Below are 25521 nucleotides of genomic sequence, written 5' to 3' on the forward strand. Positions count from 1 at the left end.
CCGCCCCCTAACCTGGGCCCGCCGGGACCCGCGTCAGGGGCGCCGGTGCCTGCCGCGACCCCGTGGGAGGGGGTCGGAGATTCAGAGACGGACGACGACCACGGCGGTGTCGTCCGTGGAGGCGCTGAGCGTCATCAAGAGGTCCGCGAGATCCTCGACGTCGTCGTCGCGGTGGCGGGCGAGGCGGTCCGAGAGGCGGCCGAGACCCAGGTCGATGTCCTCGCCCCGGCGCTCGATCAGTCCGTCCGTGTACAGGACGAGGACCGCGCCCTCGCAGTACCTTCTCGTCGCCTACGAGCGGTGCCTGTGCTCGGGCGCGGCGCCCAGCGGAGGTTCCGTGGCCCGGTCCAGGAAGGCCACCGTCCCGTCCGGGTCGACCAGCGCGGGTGGCGGGTGGCCGGCGCTGCTGTAGACGAGACGGTGTTCGGCCCAGGCGACGACGATCTGCACCGCGGTCGTGGACAGGGCGCCCTCGACGCAGCGTGCGTACAGGTCGAGCCCGTCGAGCGCCGCCGCGGGCCCTCCGACCAGCCGGACGGAGGCGGTCAGGGCGCTGCGCAACTGCCCCATGACACCGGCGGCCGCGAGGCCGTGGCCGACGACGTCACCGACCGCGACGGCGTACTTGCCGTCCGGCAGCAGTGTCACGTCGTACCAGTCGCCGCAGACGTTGAGGCTGTTCACGGCGGGCCGGTAGCGCACGGCGCAGGCGTGGCGGCCGAGCGGCTGGGGCGGCGGCATCATCGCCTGCTGGAGGGCGAGCGCCACGTGCCGCTCCTGGGCGTTGGCGCGGCGCAGCCGCTCGTTGATCCGCTGGAGCTGACGGGAGCGGGAGTACAGCTCCACTTCCATCCGGCGGTGGCGCTCGTCCGTGGCGAGGCCGCCGTCGCGGACGAGATCGGTGATCTCCGCCAGGCGGTGCACGATCAGTGTCACCTCGCCGTCCGCGTCCAGGACGGGGGCGTTCACGGGGCTCCAGTAGCGCTCTGTGTACACCCCCGGACGATCGGGTTCCTCCACGTCGTAGCGGTAGGGGCCGGCGACGTCCTGCGCGCCGGTCTCCAGCACCCGGCGCAGAGACGCGCGCAGGGCCTTCAGCCCACCCCCTTCGGGATCTCCGGGATTGCCGGGGTAGACATCGAAGACGTACCTGCCGACGAGCTGGTCCAGGCGGCGGTTGAGCAGATCCCGGTAGGCCGCGTTCGCGTCCGTGATCACGAGCGCGGGGGTGAGGAGCAGCATCGCGCTGGGCGACGCCTCGAAGACGGCCGCGTAGTCGGTGTCCACGGCACTCACCCGGCTTCCCGCACACGACGGGGTGATCGGGGGTCCGTCCCGGTCCCCGTTTTCTCAGTATGCGCGCCGGGCCCCGTGGCGCCCGGCGTACGGCCCGTCGCCTGCGCCCGCCGGAATCGCGACAGCCCTTTCGGGTGAAATGTCATGAGAGCCCGGGGCCACGGCCCCTGCGACCAGACCCATGGCACAGGCGCCGGCGCGGACGGCGTCGGCTGACATCCCGCCGTTGGACACCGGGTTGTAACGCGGCGTTACCCGCCCGTGCCGTGGGCGGGGAACGATGGGGGGACGAGGTCGTCGCGTGACGTTTTTCCACCGAATGCGGCAGGGCCGTCATACTCGCCGGGATCGGGGGTAGACGCGCGCCGGAGGGCCGGACACCGGCCCACGAACGACCGCCGCGGAGGTTCCTGATGTTCCCCCAGCCTCAAACGGGACGGCCCGCTGTGGCCATGACGTTCCACCAGATGCTGGAAAGGGTGCGGTACGACGGCGCCCACCCCACCCTGGAGCGGGCCGAGCCGGCCGTACGCACCGTGCTCGCCGCCCTCGGCCGGCAGCTGACCGGTGACGAACGCGTCGACCTGGCCGCCTGCCTGCCCGTCGAGGCCGCCCTCGTCTTCGCCGCCGAGATCCCCGCCACCGTGCCGCTCACCGGGGACGGCTTCGTCCGCGACCTCGCCGCGCGCACCGACGGCACACCCGCCACCGCGCGCTGGAACACCTGCACCGTCCTCGCCGTCGTCGCCCGGCTGGCGGGCGCCGCGCTGGTCACCCGCATCCTCGAACAGCTCCCCGACGGCTACGCCTTGCTGTTCGGCCGTACCGAGCTGGCGCCGGCGGCCTGATCACGTTCCGTGACCGCCCTGGAGGAGGACACGGGAGCAGGTCTCGCCGTGCCACGCCCCGGCGCGAGCGGGTCGCCCGGCTAGATTGGCCGCGTGATCAAGCACGTCGCCGGGGCACCTCGCCGCCGGGGTTCGTACGTCGCGGCCGCCGGGGTGTTCGCGGTCGGCATGGCGGGGACGACTCTGCCCACGCCGCTGTACGGGCTCTACCGGGAACAGATCGGGTTCTCGGAGCTCATGGTCACCGTGGTTTTCGCGGTCTACGCGATCGGCGTGATCACCGCGCTGCTGGTCGCCGGCGACTTCTCTGACGTGCTGGGCCGGCGGCCGGTGCTGCTGTCCGCGCTCGGGCTGTCGCTTCTGAGCGCGGTGTGCTTCCTGTTCGAGAGCGGGCTGCCGCTGCTGTTCGTCGGACGGCTGCTCTCGGGATTCTCCGCCGGTCTGCTCAGTGGGGCCGCGACGGCCGCCGTCCTGGAACTCGCGCCTCCCCATCTGCGCGCACGGGCGGGATTCGCGGCCACCGCCGCCAACATGGGCGGCCTGGGTTGCGGACCGCTGCTCTCGGGAATCCTGGCCCAGTACGCGCCCTGGCCGCTCCGGCTGCCCTTCCTCGTGCACATCGCCCTGCTGGTGGCGGCCGTCGCCGTCACGAGCACGCTGCCCGAGACGGTGGCGCGCAGCACTCCGCACCGCCCGCTGCGCCCTCAGGGCATGGTCGTGCCGCCGGAGTCGCGCGCGGCATTCGTACCGGCCGGGCTGGCCGCGTTCGCCGGCTTCTCCATGCTCGGACTGTTCACCGCGGTGGCGCCGAGCTTCCTCGCCCAGACGCTGGCCGAGCGGAACCTGGCCGCCACCGGCGCGGTCGTCTTCTCCGTGTTCGGCTCCTCCACCATCGGTCAGTTGCTGACGGGCCGCCTGGGCGCGCGGCGCGCACTGCCGGCCGGGTGTCTGGTGCTCACCGCGGGCATGGCAGTCGTGGCGTCCTCACTGCTGGTGGAGTCCCTGCCGGTGCTGGTGGTGGGCGCCATGGTCGGCGGCCTCGGTCAGGGCATGTCCTTCCGCGCGGGCCTCGCCGACGTGAGTGCGGCGGCTCCGGAGGAGCACCGGGGCGCAACGATCTCGGCCTTCTTCGTCGTGGCCTATGTCGGAATCTCGGTGCCGGTGGTCGGAGTCGGCGCCCTCGCGCTCGCCCTGGGTCTGCGGGACGCGGGAATGCTCTTCGCCCTGTACGTCGTCCTGTTGTCCGCCGCCGTGGGCGCCTTCCTGCTGCGCAGGACCTCGCGCGCCGACTGACAGAGCCGCCGCCGCAACGTGGTTGCCTGACGGGCGAGTCGGAGCGCGCGGGGGCACGGGCCCGTGGACCTACGACCTGCGCCGGTTACGCCGCGCGGCGGCACGCCCTAATGTCGGCCCACGTGGATCGGACAGGGATACTCGACGAAGCACTCGAACGGCTGCACAGGACCGGGCCCGAGCGCCTGGGGCGGCTCAGCAACCACGCGCCGATGGCGGTGGAGGCACTGGCGTCGCACGGGCAGGCCGGCGGAGTGCACCGCTGGCTCGACCGGTACGCGCCGAAGCTGGAGGAGTTCCCCTCGGGCACCGCGCCCGTGACGGCCTCCGACTGGCGGGAGGCGCTGGGCGACCCGCGCCGGCTGGCCGACTGGATCGCCTTCTTCGGGCGGGAGGTCGCCGAACGCCCGTGGCGGGACGTGCTCGGCCAGTGGTGGCCGCGCCTGCTGCCCGGGATGTACGGCGGGTCGACACATCCGGTGATCAGGGCCGGTCACGCCGTGCGGACACTGCTCTCCGGGGAGGAGACCGGGCCGCGGCTCGGCGAACTCGCCCAGGGCCTGGGCTACTGGGCCGCACGCCACCGGCCCGTGACGGGGCTCGGGGTGCTGCCGGCCGGGACGGCCGGTGCGGCGGGAGCGGACACCGCCGATGCCGCCCTCGACGCGGTACCACCCCTCACCGAGCGCACCGGCGGCTTCCCGGACCGGCTGGCCCGTGTGACCGCCGTGCCCGCGTGGGCCGACGGCGTGACGGACCCGCAGACCGCGCGCCGGCGGCTCGCCGAACTCGTGCGGGCCGCCACCCACCGGTACGCCACCCACGGGCATGGCGAGGAGACGATGCTCGTCCACGCGGCCACCGCGCCCAACGCCGTCCTGCGCACCCTGCCCGCGCTGCCCGAGTCCCTGTGGCTGCCGAGCCTGCGCGCCGCGTGGGTGGCCTCCGCGGCGGTGACCGCGATGTACGCGCCCGACACAGCCGTCCCCTGGTCCCCGCCCGGTGACATCGCGCCGGAGGAGATCGTGCAGCGGGCGCTGGCCCACGGGGACGAGCACGTCATCAAGCTCACCGACACCGCCTTGGACGTCGGCGACGAGCGGGCCCTGGCGGCGGCACTGCGCTGCGTCGAACTGAGCGAGCCGCTGACGTAGGCGTCGCGTGCCGTCGCATGCCATCGCATGCCGTCGCATGCCGTCGCATGGCGTCGTGCCCCTCTCGTGCCGCCGCCCGGGGCAAATCCCCGCACCCCGTTCCGTCCCGGCAGGTCAGCGGGGTACGGTGGCACAACGGTCAAGATCGGCACACGTGGAGGAACCGGCATGGACGCGACCAGCGGCGCGGGGCCTGGCCGCCCGCCCGGCGACAGAGTGCGCCCGGACGGCCTGACCACCCGCCAGGCCCGCATCGTCGAGGCCGTCCTTCAGTCGGTGGCCCAGCGCGGCTACCCGCCGTCGATGCGGGAGATCGGCCAGGCCGTCGGGCTCGCCAGCACCTCGTCCGTCGCCCACCAAGTGGGCGCCTTGCAGCGCAAGGGCGTGCTGGAGCAGGACCCGCACCGGCCGCGGGCATACCGGGTGCGGTCCGAGCGGCCGGACGGGCAGGCCGGCGCCGAGACCGCGGAGCTGCCCGAGCCCGCGTACGTACCGGTGGTCGGGCGGATCGCCGCGGGCGCGCCGATCCTGGCCGAGGAGGTCGTCGAGGACGTCTTCGCCCTGCCGCGCGAAGTGGTCGGCGAGGGCGAGCTGTTCGCGCTGGAGGTGGCGGGCGACTCCATGATCGGCGCCGCGATCTGCGACGGCGACTGGGTGACGGTGCGACGGCAGCCCACCGCGGAGAACGGCGACATCGTCGCCGCCATGCTCGACGGCGAGGCGACCGTCAAGCGCCTCAAGCAGCAGGAGGACGGCCCCGTCTGGCTGCTCCCGGAGAACGCCGCGTACGCGCCGATCCCCGGGGAGAACGCGACGATCCTCGGCAAGGTCGTCGCGGTGCTCCGGACCTTGTGAGACGCCCGGCCGGTCAGTGCTGCTGCCGGCCGCGCTGCCAGGCCTCGCGCGAGACCGGGGCGGGGCGCGGCAGGAGGGAGCCGTCGACGGAGAGGTCGACGTGCTCGTTGTAGAAGGCGACCATTCCGGCGATCGCCGCGACCTGTGGCGTGGGGAAGTCGTAGGCCCAGGCGAGGTCGGTGTGGGTGGCGGCCTCCGAGGTGAACGACCAGTAGCCGGTGGTCGTCCCCTTGTAAGGGCAGGCCGTCACCGTGGCCGTGGGGCGGAGCCGGGTCCAGTCGACGTAGGGGCGTTCCACGTAGTAGCGGGTCGGCAGGCCCGTCTCGAACAGGAGCACCGCGTGCGGGGCGTCCGCCAGCACGACGCCGTCCACCTCCACGCGGACGCTGCTGGAGGAGCGAAGGGCGTCCACGCGGGTGTAGGGGCTGCGCGGGTGCACGAAGACCTGCTCGTCCTCCTCGTACCAGGCGTCGATCGCGTCCCACCGGAAGCGGGCCGTGCCGAGCAGCCGCTCAGGGGCCCCCTCGTCCCACACCCACGCCGCGCCCTCGCGGACCTGCGATCCGACGTGGAGCGCGTGCCGTCGCGCGGGCCCCGGGCTGAGCTTTCCCCTGCGGCCCTCGTCGGTGAGGGCGCCCTCGGCGACGTCCCGCACCGGAATGCTGTACTGCGGATAGCCGGGCCACTCCCACACGTACAGCGCGTTCCTGGTGTCGAGGACCGTCCGGCCGTCGACCGTGCCCCGAATGCGCCGTGGGACGGGCTCCACGTGTCCGACCGGGACGATGAGCCCCGGGTGGTTCGCTCGCGCTTCCGACATGGACGTCCTCCTCGGCCGGTGTTCCCTCTCCTCCAGCATGGGCCGCCGTCCGCGATGCCGCCGCACGCGCCGGGGCGTCGAGTTGCATCCGCCCGGCGGCGGTGGTGGCCTGAGAGTGGCCGGGTGCGCACGGGCGGGGCGCCGGCGGCCGCGGTGCCGTACTCGACGCGGGAACGGGGGCAGGGACATGCGGACCGTGCGGTTCCCCTGCCGGGACGTCCCGGCGCTCGGGCAGGGCACCTGGTACCTGGGGGACGCCCCGGACCGCCGGGACGAGGAGATCGCCGCACTGCGGCTGGGCCTGGACCTGGGCATGACGCTCGTGGACACGGCGGAGATGTACGGCGACGGCGCCGCCGAGGAGCTGGTCGGGCAGGCGATCGCCGGACGCCGCGAAGAGGTCTTCCTGGTCAGCAAGGTGCTGCCCGCCCACGCCGACCGCCGCGGCACGGTCGCCGCCTGCGAGGCGAGTCTGCGCCGGCTCGGCACGGACGTCCTCGACCTGTACCTGCTGCACTGGCGCGGCCGCCATCCCCTGGCCGAGACCGTCGCCGGATTCGCCGACCTGATGTCCGCGGGCAAGATCCGCTCCTGGGGTGTGAGCAACCTCGACGTCGACGACATGACCGAGCTGGCCGAACTGCCCGGAGGCGAGGCGGTCTCGGCGGACCAGGTGCTCTACAACCTCACGCGCCGCGGCATCGAAGGGGACCTCCTCCCCTGGTGCCGGCGCAGCGGTGTGGCCGTCATGGCCTACTCCCCCATCGAGCAGGGCCGGTTGCTGCGGTACGAGCCCTTGCGTGCCGTCGCCCGTGAACTGGGCGCCACTCCGGCCCAGGTGGCGCTGGCCTGGCTGCTGGAACAGGACGTGGCCGCGATCCCCCGCACGGGACGGCCGGAACACGTCCGGGACAACCGGGCCGCCGCGGACCTGCGCCTGCCCGAGGACGTGCTCGCGCTGCTGGACGAGGCGTTCCCGCCGCCGGGCGGGCCCGTACCGCTGGAAGTCCTCTGACGTAGAGGGACGTTGCCGGCCCCGGGGCACTGTCCGGGATTGACGGTCAGACCGTGGGGGCCGGGTGCTTGAGCCGCTCGGCGACGGTCTTCAGCAGTTCGTCGGACAGCTGCGGATCGGCGACCGCCCGCGACATCAGGATCGCGCCGACCATGGCGCTCAGCGTGACCATGGCGTCGGCCCGCGTCTCCTCGGGGTCGTCGCCCTGCCCGGCCTCGCCGATGAGGTCCAGATAGCCGCGCACCTGCTTCTCGTACGCCTCCTTCATCTCGGTGGCGCCGCGGCCCGCCGCGGAACCGAGCGTCACCAGGGCGCACCCCGTTCCGGGCGCGTCCCGGTGGCGGGCGCTGAGATAGGCGTCGATCAGGCCGGTGCGGGGCTCATCGGGGTCGCGGCGCGCGGCCTCGGCCATCTTGGCCTCGCCGTCCTCCAGCGCCAGGGCCGCGGCCTGGACCATCAGTTCGTCGCGGGACGCGAAGTGCTTGTAGAACCCTCCATGGGTGAGGCCCGCCTCTTTCATGAGGTCCGCGACACCCGGGGCGGTCATGCCTTCCTCACGGATACGGCGGGCGGCGATCCGGAGGACCCGCTCGCGTGACTCCGCCTTGGCTGCCTGGGAGTGACCCATCTGAAGACCTCCCGGATGTCGTTCAGGCTGCACCGGTCAAACGTGGATGACGGGCATCATACACCCTGCCCACGAGCCCCATAAAGGGTTCCGCCATCCGGCACGCGCTCCCAGACGAGAACGCCGTCGCGTCGCGCGCCCCAGATCGGGGCCGGCTCACGCAACGCCAGCCGGAGCCGCGGGCCGTCCCAGCCGACGGCCCTGACCTGGGGCACGCCCACCCAGTTGGGAAACAGGCTCAGCTCGACGTGGTGGACCACGAGATCGTCCTCGGGCACCTCGTAGGTCCCCCCGTAGGCCATGTAGCCGAGTGCCGCCGCCGACAGCTCCTCGGGCAGGCCCCTCTCCAGGCGCCCCTCACGGAACGCGGGGCGGCCGGGGCGCATGATCTGGGCCGACATATGGCCGCTGGGGGTGTACATGATCAACCCTTGAGGTCGCGACCCGAAGGGTTCGACGACGTCGCCGCCCTCGACGGCGGTCGCCCTGTACGACACCAGGCGCCACGCGCCGAGCAGGGCCTTGCGCAGTTCATCGGGGTTCATGTCGCTCCTCGCTCGCCTCAATGTGGATGATGTCAATCATACAGAATCCCGCGCCACATCGCTTCGGCCTTGACGTTCTGGATTACGCGAGTAATCCTGAATGTGGATGACATTAATCCTCCACATATTGGAGTGGCACCCGTGACCACCACGTACGACCCCACCCGTACCGCCGTCCTCCTTGTCGACCCCTACAACGACTTCCTCTCCGCCGGCGGCAAGGTCTGGCCCCTCCTGGAGCCCGTGGCCACCGACGTCGGCCTGCTGGACAACCTGCGCGCCGTCGTCGTCGCCGGCCGCCGGGCGGACCTGCCGGTCTTCTTCGTCCCCCACCGCCGCTGGCAGGAGGGCGACTACGAGGGCTGGGACCATCCCAACCCCACCCAGCGCATCGTGCAGGAGCGCCACACCTTCGCGCTGGGCACCTGGGGCGGGGAGTTCCACCCGGACTTCCTGCCCGCCGATGGTGACGTGGTCGTCCAGGAGCACTGGGCGCAGAGCGGGTTCGCCAACACCGACCTGGACTTCCGGCTCAAGCAGCGCGGGATCACCCACGTCGTCGTGATCGGCCTGCTCGCCAACACGTGCATCGAGTCCACCGGCCGCTATGCCATGGAGCTCGGCTACCACGTCACCCTCGTCCGCGACGCCACCGCGGCCTTCCTCCCGGAGATGATGCACGCCGCCCACGAGCTGAACGGCCCCACATTCGCCCACGCCATCACCACCACCCAGGACCTGGTCCTGGCGCTGCAGGACGGAGCCCCCCGACATGGCTGACATTGCCGACATCGCCCACAAGGCTGACGTGGCACTGACCGGAGACATGCTGATCGGCTCGGCGTCCGTACCGGCGGCCGGCGCGACGATGCGCGCGCTGAACCCCGCGACCGGCCGCGAGATCGAGCCGCCCTTCGCACTGGGCGGCGCGGCCGAGGTGGACCGTGCCGCGCGCCTCGCCGACGAGGCCTTCGACAGCTACAACCGCACCGGCCTGGACGAGCGCGCCGCTTTCCTGGAGCTGATCGCGGACCGGCTGGACGCCGTCAACGGCGAACTGGCCGAGCGGACGGCGCTGGAGACCGGCCTGCCCGCCGCCCAGCTGTCGGCGGAGGCGGCCAAGGCCGCGGGCCAGTTCCGGCAGTTCGCCGACGTGGTCCGGCAGGGCCGCTTCCGGCACGCCACCGTCGACCCGGCGCAGCCCGAGCGGCAGCCCCGGCCGCGTACGGACCACCGCATGCAGAAGATCGCGATCGGCCCGGTCGCCGTCTTCGGCGCGAGCAACTTCCCCATCTCGTACTCCGTCGCCGGCGGTGACACCGCCTCCGCGCTGGCGGCGGGCGCTCCGGTGATCCTCAAGGCCCACAACGCGCACCCGGGCTCCTCCGAGCTGCAGGCCCGCGCCATCCGGTCCGCCGTCGCCGACAGCGGACTGCACGAAGGCGTCTTCTCCATGGTCCGCGGCGCGGGCAACGAGATCGGCGAAGCGCTGGTGGACCATCCGCTGATCAAGGCGGTCACCTTCACCGGCTCCGAAGCAGGCGGCATGGCGCTGTACCGGCGGGCCCAGCTGCGCCCCGATCCGATCCCGGTCTTCGCGGAGATGACCAGCGTCAACCCGACCTTCGTCCTGCCCTCGGCGCTCGCGGCCCGAGGTGCCGAGGTCGGCGACGGCTTCGCCGAGCGCATGCTCGTCAACGTCGGCCAGGCCTGTCTGAAGCCCGCGATCCTGCTAGCGATCGACGGCCCGGGCTACGCCGGGATGCGGGAGGCCGCCGTCGCGCGTGCGGGCGCGATGGACGCGCGGACGATGCTGACGCCCGGCATCCACGACGCCTACGAGCGCGGCGCCCGGCGGCTGCGCGACGCCGGGGCCGCGAGCCTGGTGGAAGGTCCGGAGCCGCGGGGCACCTGGGAGGGCCGCTCCCGGCTGCTCGAGGTCGACGGCGACCGCTTCCTCGCCGAACCCGCGCTGGCGGGAGAGGTGTTCGGGCCGTCCGCGCTCCTGGTCCGGCTGACCGGCATGGACCAGCTCCTGGAGGTGGCCCGGAGCTTCCGCGGCCAGCTCTCGGCGGCGATGCACATCGACGAGCCCGACCACGCGGACGCCGCGCGCCTGCTGCCGATCCTGGAGCGGCGGACCGGACGGATCGTCGTGAACGCCTTCGCCCACCCGCAGGAGGTCGCGCACGCCACCATCCACGGCGGCCCGTTCCCCGCCACGACCGACAGCCGCTTCACCTCGGTCGGCATGACCGCGATCGACCGCTTCCTGCGGCCGGTCACCTACCAGGGCTTCCCTGACGCGCTGCTGCCCGAGGCGCTGAGCGCCGGCAACCCCCTCGGCCTGTGGCGGCTGACCGACGGGTACCTGTCCCGCGACTGACCCCACGTCGACCCGGCGGGGCCCTCCTCCGGGAGGGCCCCGCGGTCGGCGCCCGGAGGGCTTGCCCCTCCCGTGACGGGAGGTCGTAGCGTTGCGGACGTGATCGGGAACGACACCACCGGACCCCGGTGGAGCATCGGCGAGCTGGCCAGGGCCGGCGGCGTCACCGTACGGACGCTGTACCACTACGACGAGATCGGCCTGGTGACCGCGAGCGAGCGCAACGGCTCGGGGCACCGCCGCTACACCGGGCACGACCTGCACCGCCTGTACCGCGTGCGGGCGCTGCGCTCCCTGGGGCTGTCCCTGGAGGAGATCGCGGACGTGGTGGACGGCGCGCCGGACGACCTGCCGGCGATGCGCGCGGTGCTGTCCGCCCAGCTGGACGAGCTCGACCGGCAGGGCGAACGGATCCGGAGGATCAGCAGGCAGGTCCGCGGACTCCTGCGGCAGCTCGACGGGGAATCGACGCCCGATCCGGACCAGTTCATGACGACCTTGGAGATGATCTCCGTGCTGGACGGCTACTTCACGCAGGAGCAGCAGGACCGACTCGCCCGGCGCAGGGCCGAGCTCGGCCCGGCGGCCGTCGACGCGGCGCGCACGCGGTGGACCGGCCTCGTCGAGGAACTCCTCGCCCATGTCGACTCCGGCACCGCGGTGGACGATCCCGGGGTGCAGCGGCTCGTCCGGGACTGGGACCAACTCGGGTCCGCCTTCCACACCGGCGGAGCCCGGGGAGACCGTGGAGACCGGGGAGACGGTACCGAGGAGGCCGCTCGGCGGATGTGGCAGGACCACGGCGCAGACCTCAGCCGTGGCCTGCCCTGGTCCGCGGAGCGGATGGCCGGCCTGGTCGGCTACCTGGAGCGGGCCAGGCAGGCGCGCTGACGGCCGTACGGCGCTCCGGGACGTCACCGGCGCCGGTCGCCGAATCGCCCAATCGCCCGGAAGGGGGGTCCGCTGCGGCTTTCCGTGGTCGCGGGCCCACACTGGCTCAGTGAACGATGAGTCGAGGGCCGTGCACGAGCGGCTGGCGCGGATCGAGGAACTGCTCACCAAGTCCCCGGAGGGGGCGGCCACGGTGCCGGCCTGGCGCCGCCGCACGCAAGTGGAGGGGCGAGGGGCGGTGTCGCTGGCGGTGCTGGTCGCCATCGTCCTTCAGTTGGTGCTGCCGGACCGCCTGGCCATTCATCCGCGGTGGCTCCTGCCGGGGCTGGAGTTCCTGCTGCTGGTGGCGCTGTTGCCGGCCACCCCCTCCCGCGCCCGGGAGATGGGCCCGCTCCTGCGTGCCGGGGGGCTGTCCCTGGCCTGCGCGGTCAGCGTGGCCAACGGCTGGTCGGCGCTGCGGCTGATCCAGCACCTGGTGCGCGGGACCGCGGGGAGCGACGCACACGCGCTCCTGCTGGGCGCGGCGTCCATCTGGATCACCAATGTCATCGTCTTCGCGCTGTGGTACTGGGAGTGGGACCGGGGCGGACCCGTCGCCCGCGCCTCGGGGGAGGATGACACCCCGGACTTCCTCTTCCCGCAGATGCAGAGCCCGGACCCGGTGCACCACGAGTGGGAGCCGGACTTCGCCGACTACCTCTATGTGTCGTTCACCGACGCGACCGCCTTCAGCCCCACCGACACGATGCCGATGACCCGTTGGGCGAAGCTGCTGATGGCCTTTCAGGCCATGGTGTCGCTGCTGACCCTGGCCCTGGTGGTCGCCCGGTCGGTGAACATCCTCAAGGGGTGAGCCGCAGCCGTACGGCTTCGCACCGGCCTTGCGGTCCGCGTGCCGCGGCACTCCCGGAACGGATGCCGGGGGCAAGGCCCTTGAGGACCGCCGTCGCGACCAGCGCGTACGCGACGTGCGGGACGATGTCGGCGACCCAGTCCGACGCGGACCAGGTGCGGGGGTCGGTCACACGCAGGACGGTCATCGGGCCGTTGGTGCCGATCAGGGCCAGAACGCCCGCGGTCGCGGTCAGCGTGGCGTTGCCCGGCCGCCAGCCGGCGGCGGTGACCAGTCCCAGCGTGGCGCCCATGCCGACGCCGGCGGCGGAACCGGTGAGCGGGCCCAGGCCGGCGATACGGTTCCGGCGGGCCTCGGGTGAACCCGGGATCGGCACGTGCACGGCCTGCGACAGCCGCTCGACCGTGACCTCCGGGGTGCTGCTGGCGCCGCGGCCCCGGAAGACCATGTCCAGGTAGCCGACCGTGTTCAGAGCCGTGCACCCGGCGGCCCCCGCGGCCGCTCCCCGCAGGATGCCGCGCAGAAGCCGGCCGGCGGCCGGGGTCGCGGCGGCGCCCTGCCGTCCGCACGATCCGAATGTGCGGCGGACGAGGAACAAGGGGCAGGTGGCACGCATGTCATCCAGTAAGGCACCGAACCATGCCGCACGCCACCGGGCCCGGGCCGGGGCGGCCCGCGTTCCGCACCTGGCCTGCGATGACGCCGTGCGCGGCCCGGCGAGCCCACGCCGAAGGGTGCCGCGGCCGAAGGGCGCCGCGGCCGGAACGCGCGATCCGCGGCTCCTGACGTGCGTGGTTCAGTCGTCGTCCATGACCGCTTCCACGGCCTCGCGGACCTCCGGATGCGGGTCGCCCGCGAGGCCGTCGAGCAGTTCGGCGACCCCGGGGGTGCTCCAGCGGGCGACGGCCCACACCAGGTCCTCCCGCACCCCCGGGTCGGGGTGCGCGGCGAGCCGGCGCAGTTGGAGGAGGGGGCCGCGCCGGCGCATCCCGAACCAGTGCAGCGCCTCCCGCAGGACGGCCGGGTCACCGGGATCGCCCGCGGCCGCGACCCTGGCCAGCAGGACAGGGACCGGCGGCGCCGGGCCGTCCAGCGGGTGGGGCATCCGTTCGCGCAGGCGGCGCGACCCGTACTCGCCGCGCACCCGGCAGCCGAAACAGGTACAGGGGCGCGTCCCGTGTGCGTCCGGCCGGTAGCGCCAGCCCGTCACCTGGGGCGCGGCGCGCGTACGGTGCACCTCGCGCGGGCGGATCGCCCGGGGCACGAACACCTCCCACCCCCGCGGGTCCGCGAGCGTGGCGACCCGGCGCACCGCCTCCGCCGCAGTGACGGCGGCCTCCACGCCCCGCGCCCGGTCCGCGTAGTGCCCGACCAGTACCGGCTGGTCGTCGTCCAGGCGGATGTGGACGGCTGCCAGTCCTCCCCGGGTCCCGAACCGGGCCAGTTCCCGCAGCCATTGGTGGGTGAGGGTGTACGACGCCAGTACCGGGAAGCAGTACACCCCCCGCGCGCCGCCCCGGCCGCCGCCGGCCGCGCGGATCCCCGACCGCCGGATGCGGGGCGCGTTCGCCGCCGAGGTCAGGTGCACGAACATCGCCATGAGGGGAAATGCTAGTTCGCGGCGCACGGCGGCCGCCGTGCGCACGGTGGAGGGGGATTCAGCCGCCCGCGGCGAGGGCGCCGCCCTTGCGCGCGGGATCGCGCCGCCCACGATCCGTCAAGCGCCCCTGCCGTGGCCGATTCGTACGCCGTCTACGCCGTGCCGGATGCCTCCCGGGCGACCCGCTCCAGCCGGCTGCGGTGGTCCCGCCACCACGGCTCGTCGCCCTGCGCCATGCTGCTGTTGCCCTCGTTCATCCCCACGGCGCCGTCGATGAGTTCGCGGACGATGTCGGCGTGCCCGGCGTGCCGGTGCGTGTCGGCGATCACCCGCACCAGGACGTGGAGCAGCGTCACCTCGTCGCGGCCGGCCGGCCACCACGGCACCCTGCCGGTCGCGTCCAGCGCCAGCGCGTCGATGGTGGCGTCCGCGTGCGCCCACGCCCGGCGGTAGCCCTCGACGATCTGCTCACGGGACTCGTCGGCGGTGGCCCACATGTCCGCGTTGGGTTCGGCCCCCTCCTCCAGCCACGACGCGGGCTCGCCGGAGGGCCGCCCGAAGGTGTCGCCGAGATACCCCTGCTCGATTCCGGTCACGTGCTTCACCAGGCCGAGCAGGTTGGTGCCGGTCGGTGTCAGCGGCCGGCGGATGTCGTACTCGGAGAGCCCTTCCAGCTTCCACAGCAAGGCGTCACGGGCGAGTTGCAGATACAGGCGCAGGTCGGCCTTGGGATCCGAAGTGGTCATGGCACCAGTCTGCCGTTCCCACGCCGGCACGCCGGGCCGGGCCGCTCCGGTCCCTTCGATCAGCGGGCGCCGGTTGTCGAGGCGAACGTCGTGCGTCCTACCAAGCGGAGATGACGGGCAACACCCTCACGGCACCAGCGCCTGCCCGTACGCCACCGTGAGCGGCAGGAGATCGGGTTCGCCGAACTCGGTGCGCAGGGCGTGGAAGGCGGCCACCTTGTCCTCGCCGAACCGGCGGACCTCCCGGGCGTAGGCGGGGAAGGAGAGGAAGCACGGCGGCGACGCCTTGGTGTGGAACTTGTCCGCGTACATCACCAGCCTCTCCTCCCGCGTCACCGCCACGTAGTCCGCCGGAGGCAGGGGCAGCCCCTGTTCCAGCACGTCGGCCGAGGTGATGCCGACGCCGGTGTGGCAGGAGCAGAACCGGCACAGCACCTCGGGCATGCCTTCGGCGGCGAGGAGTTCATGGCCGAGGAGACCGTGGCGCACGTAGCCCGCGTGGCCCAGGCGGCCGGTGTCGTCGAAGAGCCGGTAGACGCCGATGTCGTGGAGCAGGCATCCCGCGCGTACCAGTTCCTCGTCGACGGCGACGCCACCCGGCGCGCGCATGAGCTGCTCGGCGATGCTCCACACGATCTCGCAGTGCGTGAACACCAGGGCGAAGGCCTCGGCGCTGGGCGCGTGCTTCTCGTGCAGGGCGCGGATCTCCGCGGGGCTGGGGATCGGCATTCCCGGAGCCTAGTGGTCGTGGGCGGCCATGATCCCGGTGGGCACGCGATCCCGGGGTGGCGGTCGGTGCGGGGGTGGCGGTGCGGGGGGGGCGGCCGGTAGCGGCCGGTACGCCCCCCGCACCGCGAAACCGCGGGCCGTCAGGCCTTCAGGGCCCGGCTGTGCAGGGCGGTGACGGCCTTGCGGGCCGAGAGGATCGCGCCGTGCTGCCAGGCGTCCATGTAGGACAGCCAGTCGCCGGCGAAGAGCACCCGTCCGGCCGGCTCGTTGAGCGGCTTGTACACGGCGGCGTCGGTGCCGCCGGGGATGCTGTGCCAGGCACCCTCGAGGTGGCGTACCCGCTTCCAGGCGATGGAGAAGGAACTGGCCAGCTCCGTGCGGTACTTCTCGCCGTGGATCTTCACGCCCTGCAGGACCGCGCGGGCCTCACGATCGGCCGGGGTCAGGGCCGCGTAGGCGTCGGCGTTGGCCCCCGTGTTGTAGTAGCCGACGATGACGCCGCGTCTGCCGTGGTGGCCGTAGGACGGGTACCAGATGTGGGAGAGGTCCAGGTCGGTCTCGGTGATACCGCCGTAGATCCGGTGATCGGTCTCCCACCAGCGGCTGCGGTACTCCAGACCGATCTTCCCTGCCGAGGAGGGACGGATGGTGGTGAGCGCGGTCTGCACGTCGGAGCCGAGGTTGTGCGGCAGCTTGGCGAGCAGGTGCGGCGGCATGGCCGCGACGCAGTAGTCCGCCTCCAACTGCTTCGGCCGGCCGTGCGGATCGGTGTAACCGACGGTCACGCCCTTGGCCGACTGGACGAGCGAGGTGGCCTGGCAGCCGTACCGGAACCGGTGGGACCCGATGGCCCGGGCAAAAGCCTTGGGTATCTGGTCCATGCCGCCGACCGGCTGGAACATCAGCATCGCCTGGTCGAACTCGAACTCGAAGGCGAAGTGCCGTCCGACGCCGGAGGCGAAGACCTCCGAGGCCGTGGGCACGCCGCCGAGCAGGGCTCCGGGGGTGCCGGCCGCGCCGGGCCAGGTGGTGTAGCCGCGGTTGGCGCCCCCGGCGTACGCCCAGCCTTCGCTCCGCCCGCCGATCTCCCCGTAGCCCTCCAGGAAGGACAGCAGGCGCTCCTTGTCGTCGGCGGTCAGCTCCTTGTCGAGCGCGCCCTGGTCGGTGGCCTTGGCGAGCAGTTCGCTGACGTACCCGTAGGTGTCGGCCTTGGCGGTGCGGTACCGCACCGGCTCGCCCGGCCGCATGCCCGCCGACTCGTGGTAGATGTACGCGTCGGCATTGGCATTGGTGAAGACCTCGATGGGCACGCCGAGTTCACGGCAGTAGTCGAGCGTCACCATCCACTGGGCCAGCCGGGCCGGTCCGGCGTTGAGGTACTGGCCCTCGGAGAACCGGGCCGTCTGCGTGCGGCCGTCGAGGTCGGTGTGGGAGTCCCCGCCGCGCACCGTGTAGTTCCGGCCGCCGGGCCGGTCGCGCGGTTCGAGGATCGTACAGTCGTAGCCGGCCTTGCCCAGTTCGTACGCGGTCGTCAGGCCGGCCAGTCCGCCGCCCAGGACGACGACCTTGCCCGCGGACCGTCCGGTGAGGTGGAAGTCGGAGGCGTTCGGCGCCCGGAAGTCGGTGCCGCGGCCGGCTGCCTCCGCGGTCGGCGCCAGCCCCATCGCGCCCATGGTGGCGAACATCGCGCCCGCACCGCCGGTGATGCCGACGGCACGCAGAAATCCCCTGCGGTCGAGTCCTGTTGGCTGCCCCTGCGTCATGAGTCGCCCTCTCTCGATCTGCTGGTGTGCACGCTGATCTTGGAGGCAGGCTGTTACGGATGGCGTGGCCGAGGCGTCACGGGGTGATTTCCGGGGCCCTGCGCATGTGAACTCATGGAAAACGCCCCGGGGTTCACGCCTTCCCCCGGCGCGTGGGTCATCGGCCCGGACCGAACCCCGTCCGGTACGGAGCGTCCCCTCGCCGGCACGGAGCCTGACAGGACGGGAACGAGACGGACCGGGTCCCGGATGGTCCCGGCCGTCCGTCCCGTCAAGCGGCGTCGAGGGTTTCGGCGGATCTTGCGGAGCGTCTCGGCCATGGCGGGGCTGTGCTCGCCCTCGCGGGCCGGGGGACAGGGCCGAACGGCCCGGAGGGTCAGTCGTCGATCGACTGGTAGGCCGTGGTCCAGAAATCGTGGATGAGCCGCGCCGAATCCGGGGTGGACATGCCGACCTGGGTGAGCAGGATCCCGGTCAGCCGGTTGTCCGGGTCGGCGTAGGTCGAGGTGCCGCTTCCGCCGTCCCAGCCGAACTGGCCGATGGGCGCGTAGTCGCCGCGGTGGGTGCGCACCGCCATCCCGAAGCCCCAACCGCCGTGCTGTCCTTGGCCGAACGACACATGGACGTTGCCGCTGGCCATGGCGTGTCGGACGGCTTGCTGCTCGGGCGTGAGGCGGTTGGTGGTCATCAGCTGGACGGCCGGCCGGGACAGGATCCGTTCGGTTCCGTGCATCCCGTGGTTCAGCAGCATCCGGAAGTAGGTGTGGTAGTCGTCGGCGGTGGCGGAAAGCCCGAAGCCGCCGCCCTGGAACGCCGGAGGCCGGCTGTGGCGTCCGCCCTGGGCCTCGTCCCACACGAGGAATTCTCCGGTCTGCGGGTCGGGGGCGTAGAGGGGCGGCAGCCGGTCGATCTTGTCGGCCGGTACGTGGAAACCGGTGTCCTTCATGCCCAGGGGGTCGAAGATGCGTTCGCGCAGGAATGTCTCGAACGACTGGCCCGTGACCCTGGCGACGAGCACGCCGAGCAGGTCGTTGCTGATGTGGTACTGCCAGCGCTCCCCGGGCTGGTGCATCAGCGGAAGCGTGCCGAGGCGGCGCATCCACTCATCCGGCTCGGGCATCGGCTCCGGCAGATCGGGCGTGAGCGCCTGCTCGAAGATCGCGCCCATGATCGGCGTGCCCAGCGACGTCATATCCATGCCGAGGCCGAACGTGGAGGTCAGCAGGTCCCGTACGGTGATCGGCCGCCGCGCCGGCACGGTGTCGTCCAGCGGGCCGTCGATCCGCTTGAGCACCCGCCGGTCGGCGAGTTCCGGCAGCCACGTCTCCACCAGGTCGTCCAGCCGCAGCCTGCACTCGTCGAGCAGGATCATCGCCGCCGCGATCGCGACCGGCTTCGACGTCGAGGCCATCCGGAAGATCGTGTCCCGTCGCACCGGCGCGCCACCGTCGTGGCGCATCGTCCCCAGCGCTTCGACGTGCGTCTCACCGTTTCGGCTGAGGAGGGCGACGAGTCCGGGAATCCTCCCGGACTCGACATGCCCTGCCAGCACGTCGCGCATTCGGTGCAGCCCAGCTTTGGAGAAGCCGCTGTTGCCTTGTCCCATCATGAATCTCCTTGCGTACGGTGCTCGATCCGCGCGCCCCGTCCGGGCGTGGCGCTCAGCGCCTCGGTGCCCCCGCGCCGGCTCACCCCACGTGAGGGCGTGGCATCAGCGTGGCCGGGCAGGGCTGCCGCGAACAACGGCGAAGTCCGCAAGACAGCGTTGCCCGGCGGGTCATCGTTGCGCCTTGTGTCAACGCAGCGATGACCGCTAGGTTCACGATCAGGAGGGGCCATGGAGGGGTCATGGAACTGCGTGAGATCGAGATCTTTCTGACCCTGGCGGAGGAACTGCACTTCGGGCGCACCGCCGAGCGGCTGCACATCACCGCCTCCCGGGTCAGCCACGCCATCAAGAAGCAGGAACGGCGCATCGGTGCACCGCTGTTCGAGCGCACCTCCCGCACCGTTCGCCTCACCCCGGTCGGCGACCGGCTGTACCAGAGCCTGCAACCGGCCTACCGGCAGATCGTCGACGGGATCGAGGAAGTGGCGGCCGCCGCCCGTACCGGCGGCGGCACCCTCACCCTCGGCACCATGGGACCCCAGGGCTGGATGATCCACGACATCATCGAGCGGTTCCAGCGCCGCCATCCCGGCGTGCAGTTGGTCCATCGCGACCTCAACCCCGTGGATCCGCTCACCCCCCTGCGTTCGGGCGAGATCGACGTGGCCCACCTGTGGCTGCCGGTGCGCGAGCCCGACATCGTCGTCGGCCCGATCACCCACACCTCGCCCGTCGTACTGGCCATGGCCGTCACCCATCCCTACGCCGGCCGCGACTCGGTCTGTCTGGAGGACTACGGCGACCTGACGTTCGTGGCGCACCGGTCGCCGCTTCCAGCGTCCATGGAGGAGGCGTTCCAGCCCTTCCGCACCCCCTCGGGGCGCCTGGTCCCGCGCGGTCCCGTGGTCGCCAACTGGGACGACGAGCTCAAGGCGGCCACCGCCGGCCAGGCCGTCATCGCCTGCCCCGCGGAGGCCGCCCGCTTCTACCCCTGGCCCAACCTCGTCTATCTCCCCGTCCGCGACGCCCCGCCCGGCCGCTGGGCCTTCGCCTGGCACACCGCCAACGACAACCCCCTGATCCGCGCCCTCACCGCCGCGACCGATCCGGAGGACGTCGGGACTGTTGCCGACCCCGCCATGCCCGACCACGTCAGGGCGCTTGGGGAGCAGGACCCGCCCGGCTGAACGACGGGGATCAACTGCCCCTGGCAACCCGTGCTGCTGAGCCGCGTCCCCGCCGGGCGCCGAAGACTCTCTCGGGCCCGGCCGGGCCGGCTTGCCTCGCGTGCAGCCTGCTGCCCGCCCCGATCACCGCAGGTGTCGTCGGGGCCGGCGCGGGCCGACGTGGGCCGGCATCGGACGGCCCCAACCGTCTCCGCCTGACCTACGGGACAGGCGTGACGTCCGCGCCGGAGGTGCAGCAGGCGGCCGGCGCGCTGTCCGTGGTCTTGCCCAGGGTGCCGGCGTCGGCCTTGACGACGTAGACCTCCCAGGCTTCCTTGCCGGGGCCGGTGACCCAGACCTTGTCCTGGAGGGCGTAGCAGCAGGAGGTGTCGTTCTCCTCGAAGGTCGCGAGACCCGCTTCCCGGAGTCGGCCGGTGGCCGCCGTGACCTGGTCGGTGGACTCGACCTCGACGCCGAGGTGGTCGAGGCGGGTGTCCTGGCCCTCCTCGCCCTCGATCAGGACGAGCTTGAGCGGGGGCTCGGCGATGGCGAAGTTGGCGTAGCCGGGGCGGAGTTTGGCGGGTTCGACGCCGAAGAGCCTGGAGTAGAACGCGATGGACCCTTCGAGGTCGGCGACGCGCAGGGCGAGCTGAACGCGGGACATGACGGTCTCCCTCATCCGGTTCTGTATCGATATCCATCGATACAGCTTGACGAACCCGAGGTTGCCACTTGAATCGAGAGGCGTCAACATAGACGCATGTCGAAATCAGAGTTGCGGGTCCTCGGGCAGGACGATCAGGACGTCGCGTGCTGCTCGCCGATGGTCCGTGAACCGCTGGGCGAGGCCGACGCCGTCGACCTGGCGCGCATGTTCAAGGCGCTGTCGGACCCCGTGCGGCTGCGGCTGCTGTCGCTGATCGCCTCATATGAGGGCGGCGAGGCGTGCGTGTGTGATCTGACCGGGCCGTTCGACGTGTCGCAGCCGACCATCTCCCATCATCTGAAGGTGCTGCGGGAGGCGGGGCTGGTCGGCTCCGAGCGGCGCGGGACCTGGGTCTACTACTGGGTGCTGCCGCCCGCACTCGCCCGGCTCTCCTCCCTCCTCCAGACGCCGGCCGAACCGGCCGAACCGGCTGCCGCCGGCGTCTGCGGATGACCGCCGCCGCCCCGCTCGGCCGTCGTGCCGCCGCAGAGTTCACCGGCACGGCCGCCCTGGTCACGGTCGTGGTCGGATCCGGCATTCAGGCCACCGAGCTGTCCCGCGACGTGGGCGTGCAATTGCTCGCCAACTCACTGGCGACGGTGTTCGGCCTGGGTGTGCTGATCGCCCTGCTCGGCCCGGTCTCCGGCGCGCACTTCAACCCGGTCGTGACCCTCGCCGCCTGGTGGACCGGCCGCCTGACCGGCGACGGACCGAGCCCGCGCGAGGTCGCGGCCTACGTCCCCGCCCAGGTCGCCGGCGCCATCGGTGGTGCGGTCCTGGCCAACGCCATGTTCGCCGAACCGCTGGTGCGATGGTCGGCGCACGACCGGTCCGCCGCGCATCTGTGGCTGGGCGAGGTCGCCGCCACCGCGGGCCTGGTCCTGCTCATCCTCGGGCTCGGCCGCACGGGGCAGCAGCGCCTCGGCCCGGTCGCGGTCGCCTCGTACATCGGCGCGGCCTACTGGTTCACCTCTTCCACCAGCTTCGCCAACCCGGCCGTGACCATCGGCCGCACCTTCTCCGACACCTTCGCCGGCATCGCTCCCGTTTCCGTGGCGCCCTTCATCGCCGCACAGCTCGTGGGCGCCGTCGTCGGCCTCGCCCTGGTCGCCGTTCTCTTCGGCCGCCCTGTCCCGGCGACCGCGACCGTCCCCGTGTCCCCCGGTGAGCCCGGACTCGCCGCCACCAGCCACTGACCAAGGAAGACCCGTGAGCACTCCCACCACTCCGTCCGTGCTGTTCGTCTGTGTCCACAACGCAGGCCGCTCCCAGATGGCCGCGGCCTTCCTCACCCACCTCGCCGGGGACCGCGTCGAGGTCCGCTCGGCAGGCTCCGCCCCCGCGGACACCGTCAACCCGGCCGTGGTCGACGCCATGAAGGAGGTGGGCATCGACATCTCCGCCGAGGTCCCCAAGGTCCTCACCACGGAGGCCGTGCAGTCCTCGGACGTGGTGATCACGATGGGCTGCGGCGACACCTGCCCCTTCTTCCCCGGCAAGCGCTACCTCGACTGGACGCTTGACGACCCCGCCGGCCAGGGCGTCGACGCCGTGCGCCCGATCCGCGACGCGATCGAGCAGCGCATCAACGGCCTGCTCACCGAACTCGGCATCGACACGGCCGCGCGCTCCGGCACGGCTTCGCGGGACGCCGTCGAGGGGAGCTAACGCATCGGGGCCCGGCACCGCTCGACAGGCGCGTGGGACAGTCCGGCCCCGACCTCGGGGGTCATGGGCCCACAGAAAGCGACGACCTCGCGGCACTCTCCCTCAGGGCCTCTCCCCGATCGGCGCTGCACAAAATGTCAAGGGTTGCGGCATTTTGTAGGCTTATCTCATGGAGCGTCGCAAGCAGGCCGCCGCCCGTTCCACGACCGCGCTGGACGCCCCGCGTCCGGGCGGCCGTGGGGCGCGGGTGAGCCTGCGCGAGCAGCAGCGGGATCTGACCCGCAACCGGGTGCTGGACGGGGCGATCGCCGTGTTCACCCGGACGTCGTTCGTGCACGCGACGATGGAGGACATCGCCGCGGCGAGCGGCGTCACGAGGGCCACGGTGTACGCGCACTTCGGCGGCAAGGCCGCGATCATCGTCGCGCTGTCCGACCGGGTGTACGCCGTAGCCGACGCGCTGTACGTGGATCTCGCCGCCGTCCCGGAGTGGACCCGCGCCGCCGTCCGGGCGTGGCTGGACCGCGCGGCGGCGGACTGGCGGGCGCTGGCACCGACGATCAGGGTGCTGTTCGCGGCCACGCCTGCGGCGGCCGGTGACGACGGAAGCGTCAAGGACCGCTACGTGGCCGCGCACGAGCGGTACATGGACCTGCTGACGGACGACGCCCGCCGGTGGCGGGGCGTGACCCGCGAGGAGGCCCGGCAGCGGGCGCTGATGGCGGCCCTCCAGACGGGGTCGTTCCTGACGACGTGGATCGCCGGCGGTCTGCCGCTGGGCACCCCCGATCCGCTGGACCTGCTCGCGGACGACCTCTGCCATCTGCTCGGCCCGGCGCTGCATCCGCCGCCCCGACTGCCGTGAGCCCCCACACACACAGCACCCCCTTCCCCTCAGGAGTCGCCATGGCCGTCACCGAACCGAGGACGTATCCCTTCACCGAGCCCGACCGGCTGACCGTGGACCCGGTCTTCGCCGAACTGCGCGACAGCGAGCCGATGGTCCGGGTCCGTTTCCCGTACGGGGAGGCGGCCTGGCTCGTCACGCGGTACGAGGACGTCAAGACCGTCCTGGGCGATCCGCGGTTCAGCCGGGCCGAGGCCGCCCGCCGCGACGAGCCGCGCCTGCGGCCAGGACGGGGCCTGCCCGGCAACATCCTGGAACTCGACCCGCCGGACCACACCCGGGTGCGCAGGGTCGTGGCGAAGGCGTTCACCGCACGCCACGTGGAGCGGCTGCGGCCCCGCACCGAGCAGATCGCCGGTGAACTGCTCGACGCGATGGTCGCCGAGGGTGCCCCCGCCGACCTCGTGGAGGACTTCGCCCTGCCGCTGCCGATCACCGTCATCTGCGAACTGCTCGGCGTGCCCTACGAGGACCGCGCCGCGTTCCGGAGGTGGTCGGACGCGCTGCTGTCCACGACGAAGTTCACCGCGGAACAGGTCGAGGACTGCACGCGGCAGCTCATGGAGTACATGGCCGGTCTCATCGCCCGGCGCCGCGGCGCGCCCGCGCCCGGGGACGACCTGCTCAGCTCGCTCGTCGCGGCCCGGGACGAGGAGGACCGGCTCTCGGAGCAGGAGTTGGTGGTCCTGGCGATCGCGCTGCTCGTCGCGGGCCACGAGACGACGGCCACGCAGATCCCCAACTTCGTCTACACCCTCCTCACCCACCCCCGGCAACTGGCGGCGCTGCGCGCGGACCTCGGCCTGGTGCCACAGGCCGTCGAGGAGCTGATGCGCTACGTCCCCCTGGGCAACGGCGCCGGCATGCCGCGCTATGCGACGGAGGACGTCGAGCTGAGCTGCGGCACCGTGCGGGCCGGGGAGGCGGTCGTCGTGGCCGCCGTCTCCGCCAACCGCGACGCGTCGGTCTACACCGACCCCGACCGGCTCGACCTCCGCCGCGACGAAGCCTCGCACGTCGGCTTCGGGCACGGACCGCACCACTGCCTCGGTGCCCAACTGGCCCGGATGGAGCTGCAGGTGGCCCTGCACTCCCTGCTGGAGCGGCTGCCCGGTCTGCGGTTCGCGGACCGGGAGGAGGCCGTCGTGTGGAAGTCCGGCGTGGCCCTGCGCGGTCCGGAGCACATGCCCGTCACCTGGGACGGTCCCTGACCAGCCCCCCCATACCCGCACCCGAACCCGCACCACGTACCGACCGAGGACCCGATCATGACCTGGCAGATCAACGTCGACGAACACACCTGCATGGGCACCGGCGCCTGCGCCGGCATCGCCCCCGAGCACTTCCGACTCCGGGACGGGGTCTCGCACCCCCTGCACCCGCAGACCGAACCGGCGAACGTCCTCATCGACGCCGCCGAGTCCTGCCCGGTCGAGGCGATCATGATCCGGGACGCCGTCACCGGCGAGGTCGTGGCGCCCGAGGAGTAGGGTCGCCGCCCCCGCGCGAGCCGGGCAGCCACGCGGCCAGCACGGCGAAGTCCCGTTCCGTCAGGCCCTGCCGTGGGTCGACGCGGTGCAGCAGGGCTCGTACGCCCTGGGCGGCGACCCAGTCCCGGTCGGCGCCGGTGATCTCGTCGTCTGCCCAGGCGAAGGGCCGTCCGGCGGCATGGGCCACCAGCGTCCGTGTCTTCCAGTGCAGGCCCGCCCGCTCGTCGCGCGCGTCGTCGGCGGCGCACGGTTCCGGCCAGGTCACCGCCGGGAGGGCCGGCAGTCCGAGGCGGGGTGCCACGGACGCGTTGGCGTCCTCGGCCGTCCAGGACGTCGCCCACACCAGCTCGCAGGGCAGCGCGGCCAGCTTCGGACCGAGCGCGGGATCGATCCGGTCCAGCAGCGGGTTCGCGGCCTCCCCCGGGGACGCGAGAACCGCGGGGAACGCCGGGTGGCCGGCCGGGGAGCCGAAGGGGATGAGCGGTCCGTCGATGTCGAGAAAGAGCAGCGGGCGGGGCATCCGGGCAGGCTAACGGCGGGCCGGCGGCCCCGT

Annotated in this window: 27 protein-coding genes and 1 pseudogene; 16 read left to right on the plus strand and 12 right to left on the minus strand. The window is 72.6% G+C overall.

Annotated elements, in window-relative coordinates; genetic code table 11:
* Window positions 1–81: 81 nt before the first annotated feature.
* Window positions 82–1296, minus strand: a pseudogene (locus ACFWVC_RS23070) (PP2C family protein-serine/threonine phosphatase).
* Window positions 1297–1748: 452 nt separating this feature from the next.
* On the opposite strand from ACFWVC_RS23070, the gene ACFWVC_RS23075 reads away from it, so the two are divergent.
* The 4 genes from ACFWVC_RS23075 to lexA all read left to right on the plus strand — a co-directional run bounded on the left by ACFWVC_RS23075 (window position 1749) and on the right by lexA (window position 5446).
* Window positions 1749–2144, plus strand: a complete 396-nt coding sequence (locus ACFWVC_RS23075; RefSeq protein WP_384289074.1) for a DUF2267 domain-containing protein — start codon at window positions 1749–1751, stop codon at window positions 2142–2144.
* A 168-nt stretch (window positions 2145–2312) separates the two neighbouring features.
* Entirely contained in the window at window positions 2313–3437 is a 1125-nt protein-coding gene (locus ACFWVC_RS23080) for an MFS transporter (RefSeq protein WP_384289323.1), read from the plus strand.
* Between the two features lie 122 nt (window positions 3438–3559).
* The gene (locus tag ACFWVC_RS23085; RefSeq protein WP_384289080.1) at window positions 3560–4591 is read left to right on the plus strand and encodes a questin oxidase family protein; all 1032 of its coding nucleotides are present in this window, start codon (window positions 3560–3562) and stop codon (window positions 4589–4591) included.
* 168 nt (window positions 4592–4759) lie between these two features.
* Window positions 4760–5446, plus strand: coding sequence for a transcriptional repressor LexA (gene lexA / locus ACFWVC_RS23090; protein ID WP_384289083.1), 687 nt, complete (start codon window positions 4760–4762; stop codon window positions 5444–5446).
* 13 nt (window positions 5447–5459) lie between these two features.
* On the opposite strand, the gene ACFWVC_RS23095 is transcribed toward lexA, so the two are convergent.
* Window positions 5460–6266, minus strand: a complete 807-nt coding sequence (locus ACFWVC_RS23095) for a DUF427 domain-containing protein (protein ID WP_384289088.1) — start codon at window positions 6264–6266, stop codon at window positions 5460–5462.
* Between the two features lie 187 nt (window positions 6267–6453).
* Here ACFWVC_RS23095 and ACFWVC_RS23100 point away from each other — a divergent pair, with 187 nt between their 5' ends.
* Window positions 6454–7281: an aldo/keto reductase gene (locus ACFWVC_RS23100; protein WP_384289090.1), complete on the plus strand. Its 828-nt coding sequence runs from the start codon at window positions 6454–6456 to the stop codon at window positions 7279–7281.
* A 46-nt stretch (window positions 7282–7327) separates the two neighbouring features.
* On the opposite strand, the gene ACFWVC_RS23105 is transcribed toward ACFWVC_RS23100, so the two are convergent.
* Complete coding sequence (locus tag ACFWVC_RS23105; RefSeq protein WP_384289092.1) at window positions 7328–7909, minus strand: TetR/AcrR family transcriptional regulator; 582 nt, start codon at window positions 7907–7909, stop codon at window positions 7328–7330.
* 56 nt (window positions 7910–7965) lie between these two features.
* The gene (locus ACFWVC_RS23110; RefSeq protein ID WP_384289094.1) at window positions 7966–8454 is read right to left on the minus strand and encodes a lipocalin-like domain-containing protein; all 489 of its coding nucleotides are present in this window, start codon (window positions 8452–8454) and stop codon (window positions 7966–7968) included.
* Window positions 8455–8595: 141 nt separating this feature from the next.
* On the opposite strand from ACFWVC_RS23110, the gene ACFWVC_RS23115 reads away from it, so the two are divergent.
* From ACFWVC_RS23115 to ACFWVC_RS23130, 4 genes are all read left to right on the plus strand, one after another.
* Window positions 8596–9234 carry an isochorismatase family cysteine hydrolase gene (locus tag ACFWVC_RS23115; RefSeq protein ID WP_384289097.1) on the plus strand — a complete coding sequence of 213 codons (639 nt, stop codon included), beginning with the start codon at window positions 8596–8598 and terminating at the stop codon, window positions 9232–9234.
* Window positions 9227–10840, plus strand: a complete 1614-nt coding sequence (locus ACFWVC_RS23120) for an aldehyde dehydrogenase (NADP(+)) (RefSeq protein ID WP_384289099.1) — start codon at window positions 9227–9229, stop codon at window positions 10838–10840. The genes ACFWVC_RS23115 and ACFWVC_RS23120 overlap by 8 nt, the downstream gene beginning before the upstream one ends.
* Window positions 10841–10939: 99 nt before the next feature.
* Complete coding sequence (locus tag ACFWVC_RS23125) at window positions 10940–11731, plus strand: MerR family transcriptional regulator (protein WP_384289102.1); 792 nt, start codon at window positions 10940–10942, stop codon at window positions 11729–11731.
* A gap of 109 nt (window positions 11732–11840) precedes the next feature.
* Complete coding sequence (locus tag ACFWVC_RS23130; RefSeq protein WP_384289104.1) at window positions 11841–12584, plus strand: hypothetical protein; 744 nt, start codon at window positions 11841–11843, stop codon at window positions 12582–12584.
* On the opposite strand, the gene ACFWVC_RS23135 is transcribed toward ACFWVC_RS23130, so the two are convergent.
* The 6 genes from ACFWVC_RS23135 to ACFWVC_RS23160 form a co-directional block, all read right to left on the minus strand.
* Window positions 12574–13200 (minus strand): hypothetical protein, encoded by a 627-nt coding sequence (locus ACFWVC_RS23135; protein WP_384289106.1) that lies wholly within the window; start codon window positions 13198–13200, stop codon window positions 12574–12576. The two genes, ACFWVC_RS23130 and ACFWVC_RS23135, sit on opposite strands and share 11 nt — an antisense overlap.
* 180 nt (window positions 13201–13380) lie before the next feature.
* Window positions 13381–14184, minus strand: a complete 804-nt coding sequence (locus ACFWVC_RS23140; protein WP_384289109.1) for a HEAT repeat domain-containing protein — start codon at window positions 14182–14184, stop codon at window positions 13381–13383.
* A 152-nt stretch (window positions 14185–14336) separates the two neighbouring features.
* A complete protein-coding gene (locus tag ACFWVC_RS23145; protein WP_384289112.1) occupies window positions 14337–14930 on the minus strand; it encodes a DinB family protein in 594 nt (197 codons plus the stop codon).
* A 126-nt stretch (window positions 14931–15056) separates the two neighbouring features.
* Window positions 15057–15659, minus strand: a complete 603-nt coding sequence (locus tag ACFWVC_RS23150; RefSeq protein ID WP_384289114.1) for an HD domain-containing protein — start codon at window positions 15657–15659, stop codon at window positions 15057–15059.
* A gap of 140 nt (window positions 15660–15799) precedes the next feature.
* A complete protein-coding gene (locus tag ACFWVC_RS23155) occupies window positions 15800–17422 on the minus strand; it encodes a flavin monoamine oxidase family protein (protein WP_384289116.1) in 1623 nt (540 codons plus the stop codon).
* Between the two features lie 376 nt (window positions 17423–17798).
* Complete coding sequence (locus tag ACFWVC_RS23160; RefSeq protein WP_384289119.1) at window positions 17799–19028, minus strand: serine hydrolase domain-containing protein; 1230 nt, start codon at window positions 19026–19028, stop codon at window positions 17799–17801.
* 242 nt (window positions 19029–19270) lie between these two features.
* Here ACFWVC_RS23160 and ACFWVC_RS23165 point away from each other — a divergent pair, with 242 nt between their 5' ends.
* On the plus strand, window positions 19271–20218 hold the full coding sequence (locus ACFWVC_RS23165) for a LysR family transcriptional regulator (protein ID WP_384289121.1): 948 nt from the start codon (window positions 19271–19273) through the stop codon (window positions 20216–20218).
* A 199-nt stretch (window positions 20219–20417) separates the two neighbouring features.
* Here the strand turns inward: ACFWVC_RS23165 and ACFWVC_RS23170 are convergent, their stop codons facing one another.
* Window positions 20418–20861 carry an ArsI/CadI family heavy metal resistance metalloenzyme gene (locus tag ACFWVC_RS23170; RefSeq protein ID WP_384289123.1) on the minus strand — a complete coding sequence of 148 codons (444 nt, stop codon included), beginning with the start codon at window positions 20859–20861 and terminating at the stop codon, window positions 20418–20420.
* 96 nt (window positions 20862–20957) lie between these two features.
* Here ACFWVC_RS23170 and ACFWVC_RS23175 point away from each other — a divergent pair, with 96 nt between their 5' ends.
* The 6 genes from ACFWVC_RS23175 to ACFWVC_RS23200 all read left to right on the plus strand — a co-directional run bounded on the left by ACFWVC_RS23175 (window position 20958) and on the right by ACFWVC_RS23200 (window position 24968).
* Window positions 20958–21356: an ArsR/SmtB family transcription factor gene (locus ACFWVC_RS23175; RefSeq protein ID WP_384289125.1), complete on the plus strand. Its 399-nt coding sequence runs from the start codon at window positions 20958–20960 to the stop codon at window positions 21354–21356.
* Window positions 21353–22099 (plus strand): aquaporin, encoded by a 747-nt coding sequence (locus tag ACFWVC_RS23180; protein WP_384289127.1) that lies wholly within the window; start codon window positions 21353–21355, stop codon window positions 22097–22099. Before ACFWVC_RS23175 ends, ACFWVC_RS23180 begins: the two co-directional genes overlap by 4 nt.
* Before the next feature lie 13 nt (window positions 22100–22112).
* A complete protein-coding gene (locus ACFWVC_RS23185) occupies window positions 22113–22571 on the plus strand; it encodes an arsenate reductase ArsC (protein WP_384289129.1) in 459 nt (152 codons plus the stop codon).
* 169 nt (window positions 22572–22740) lie between these two features.
* Window positions 22741–23436 (plus strand): TetR/AcrR family transcriptional regulator, encoded by a 696-nt coding sequence (locus ACFWVC_RS23190; protein WP_384289131.1) that lies wholly within the window; start codon window positions 22741–22743, stop codon window positions 23434–23436.
* Between the two features lie 41 nt (window positions 23437–23477).
* Complete coding sequence (locus tag ACFWVC_RS23195) at window positions 23478–24689, plus strand: cytochrome P450 (RefSeq protein ID WP_384289133.1); 1212 nt, start codon at window positions 23478–23480, stop codon at window positions 24687–24689.
* Window positions 24690–24746: 57 nt separating this feature from the next.
* Window positions 24747–24968: a ferredoxin gene (locus ACFWVC_RS23200; protein ID WP_384289136.1), complete on the plus strand. Its 222-nt coding sequence runs from the start codon at window positions 24747–24749 to the stop codon at window positions 24966–24968.
* Here the strand turns inward: ACFWVC_RS23200 and ACFWVC_RS23205 are convergent.
* Window positions 24937–25488 (minus strand): hypothetical protein, encoded by a 552-nt coding sequence (locus ACFWVC_RS23205; protein ID WP_384289138.1) that lies wholly within the window; start codon window positions 25486–25488, stop codon window positions 24937–24939. The two genes, ACFWVC_RS23200 and ACFWVC_RS23205, sit on opposite strands and share 32 nt — an antisense overlap.
* Window positions 25489–25521: the final 33 nt, after the last annotated feature.

The sequence above is a fragment of the Streptomyces sp. NPDC058691 genome, from assembly GCF_042714775.1.
Lineage (GTDB): Bacteria > Actinomycetota > Actinomycetes > Streptomycetales > Streptomycetaceae > Actinacidiphila.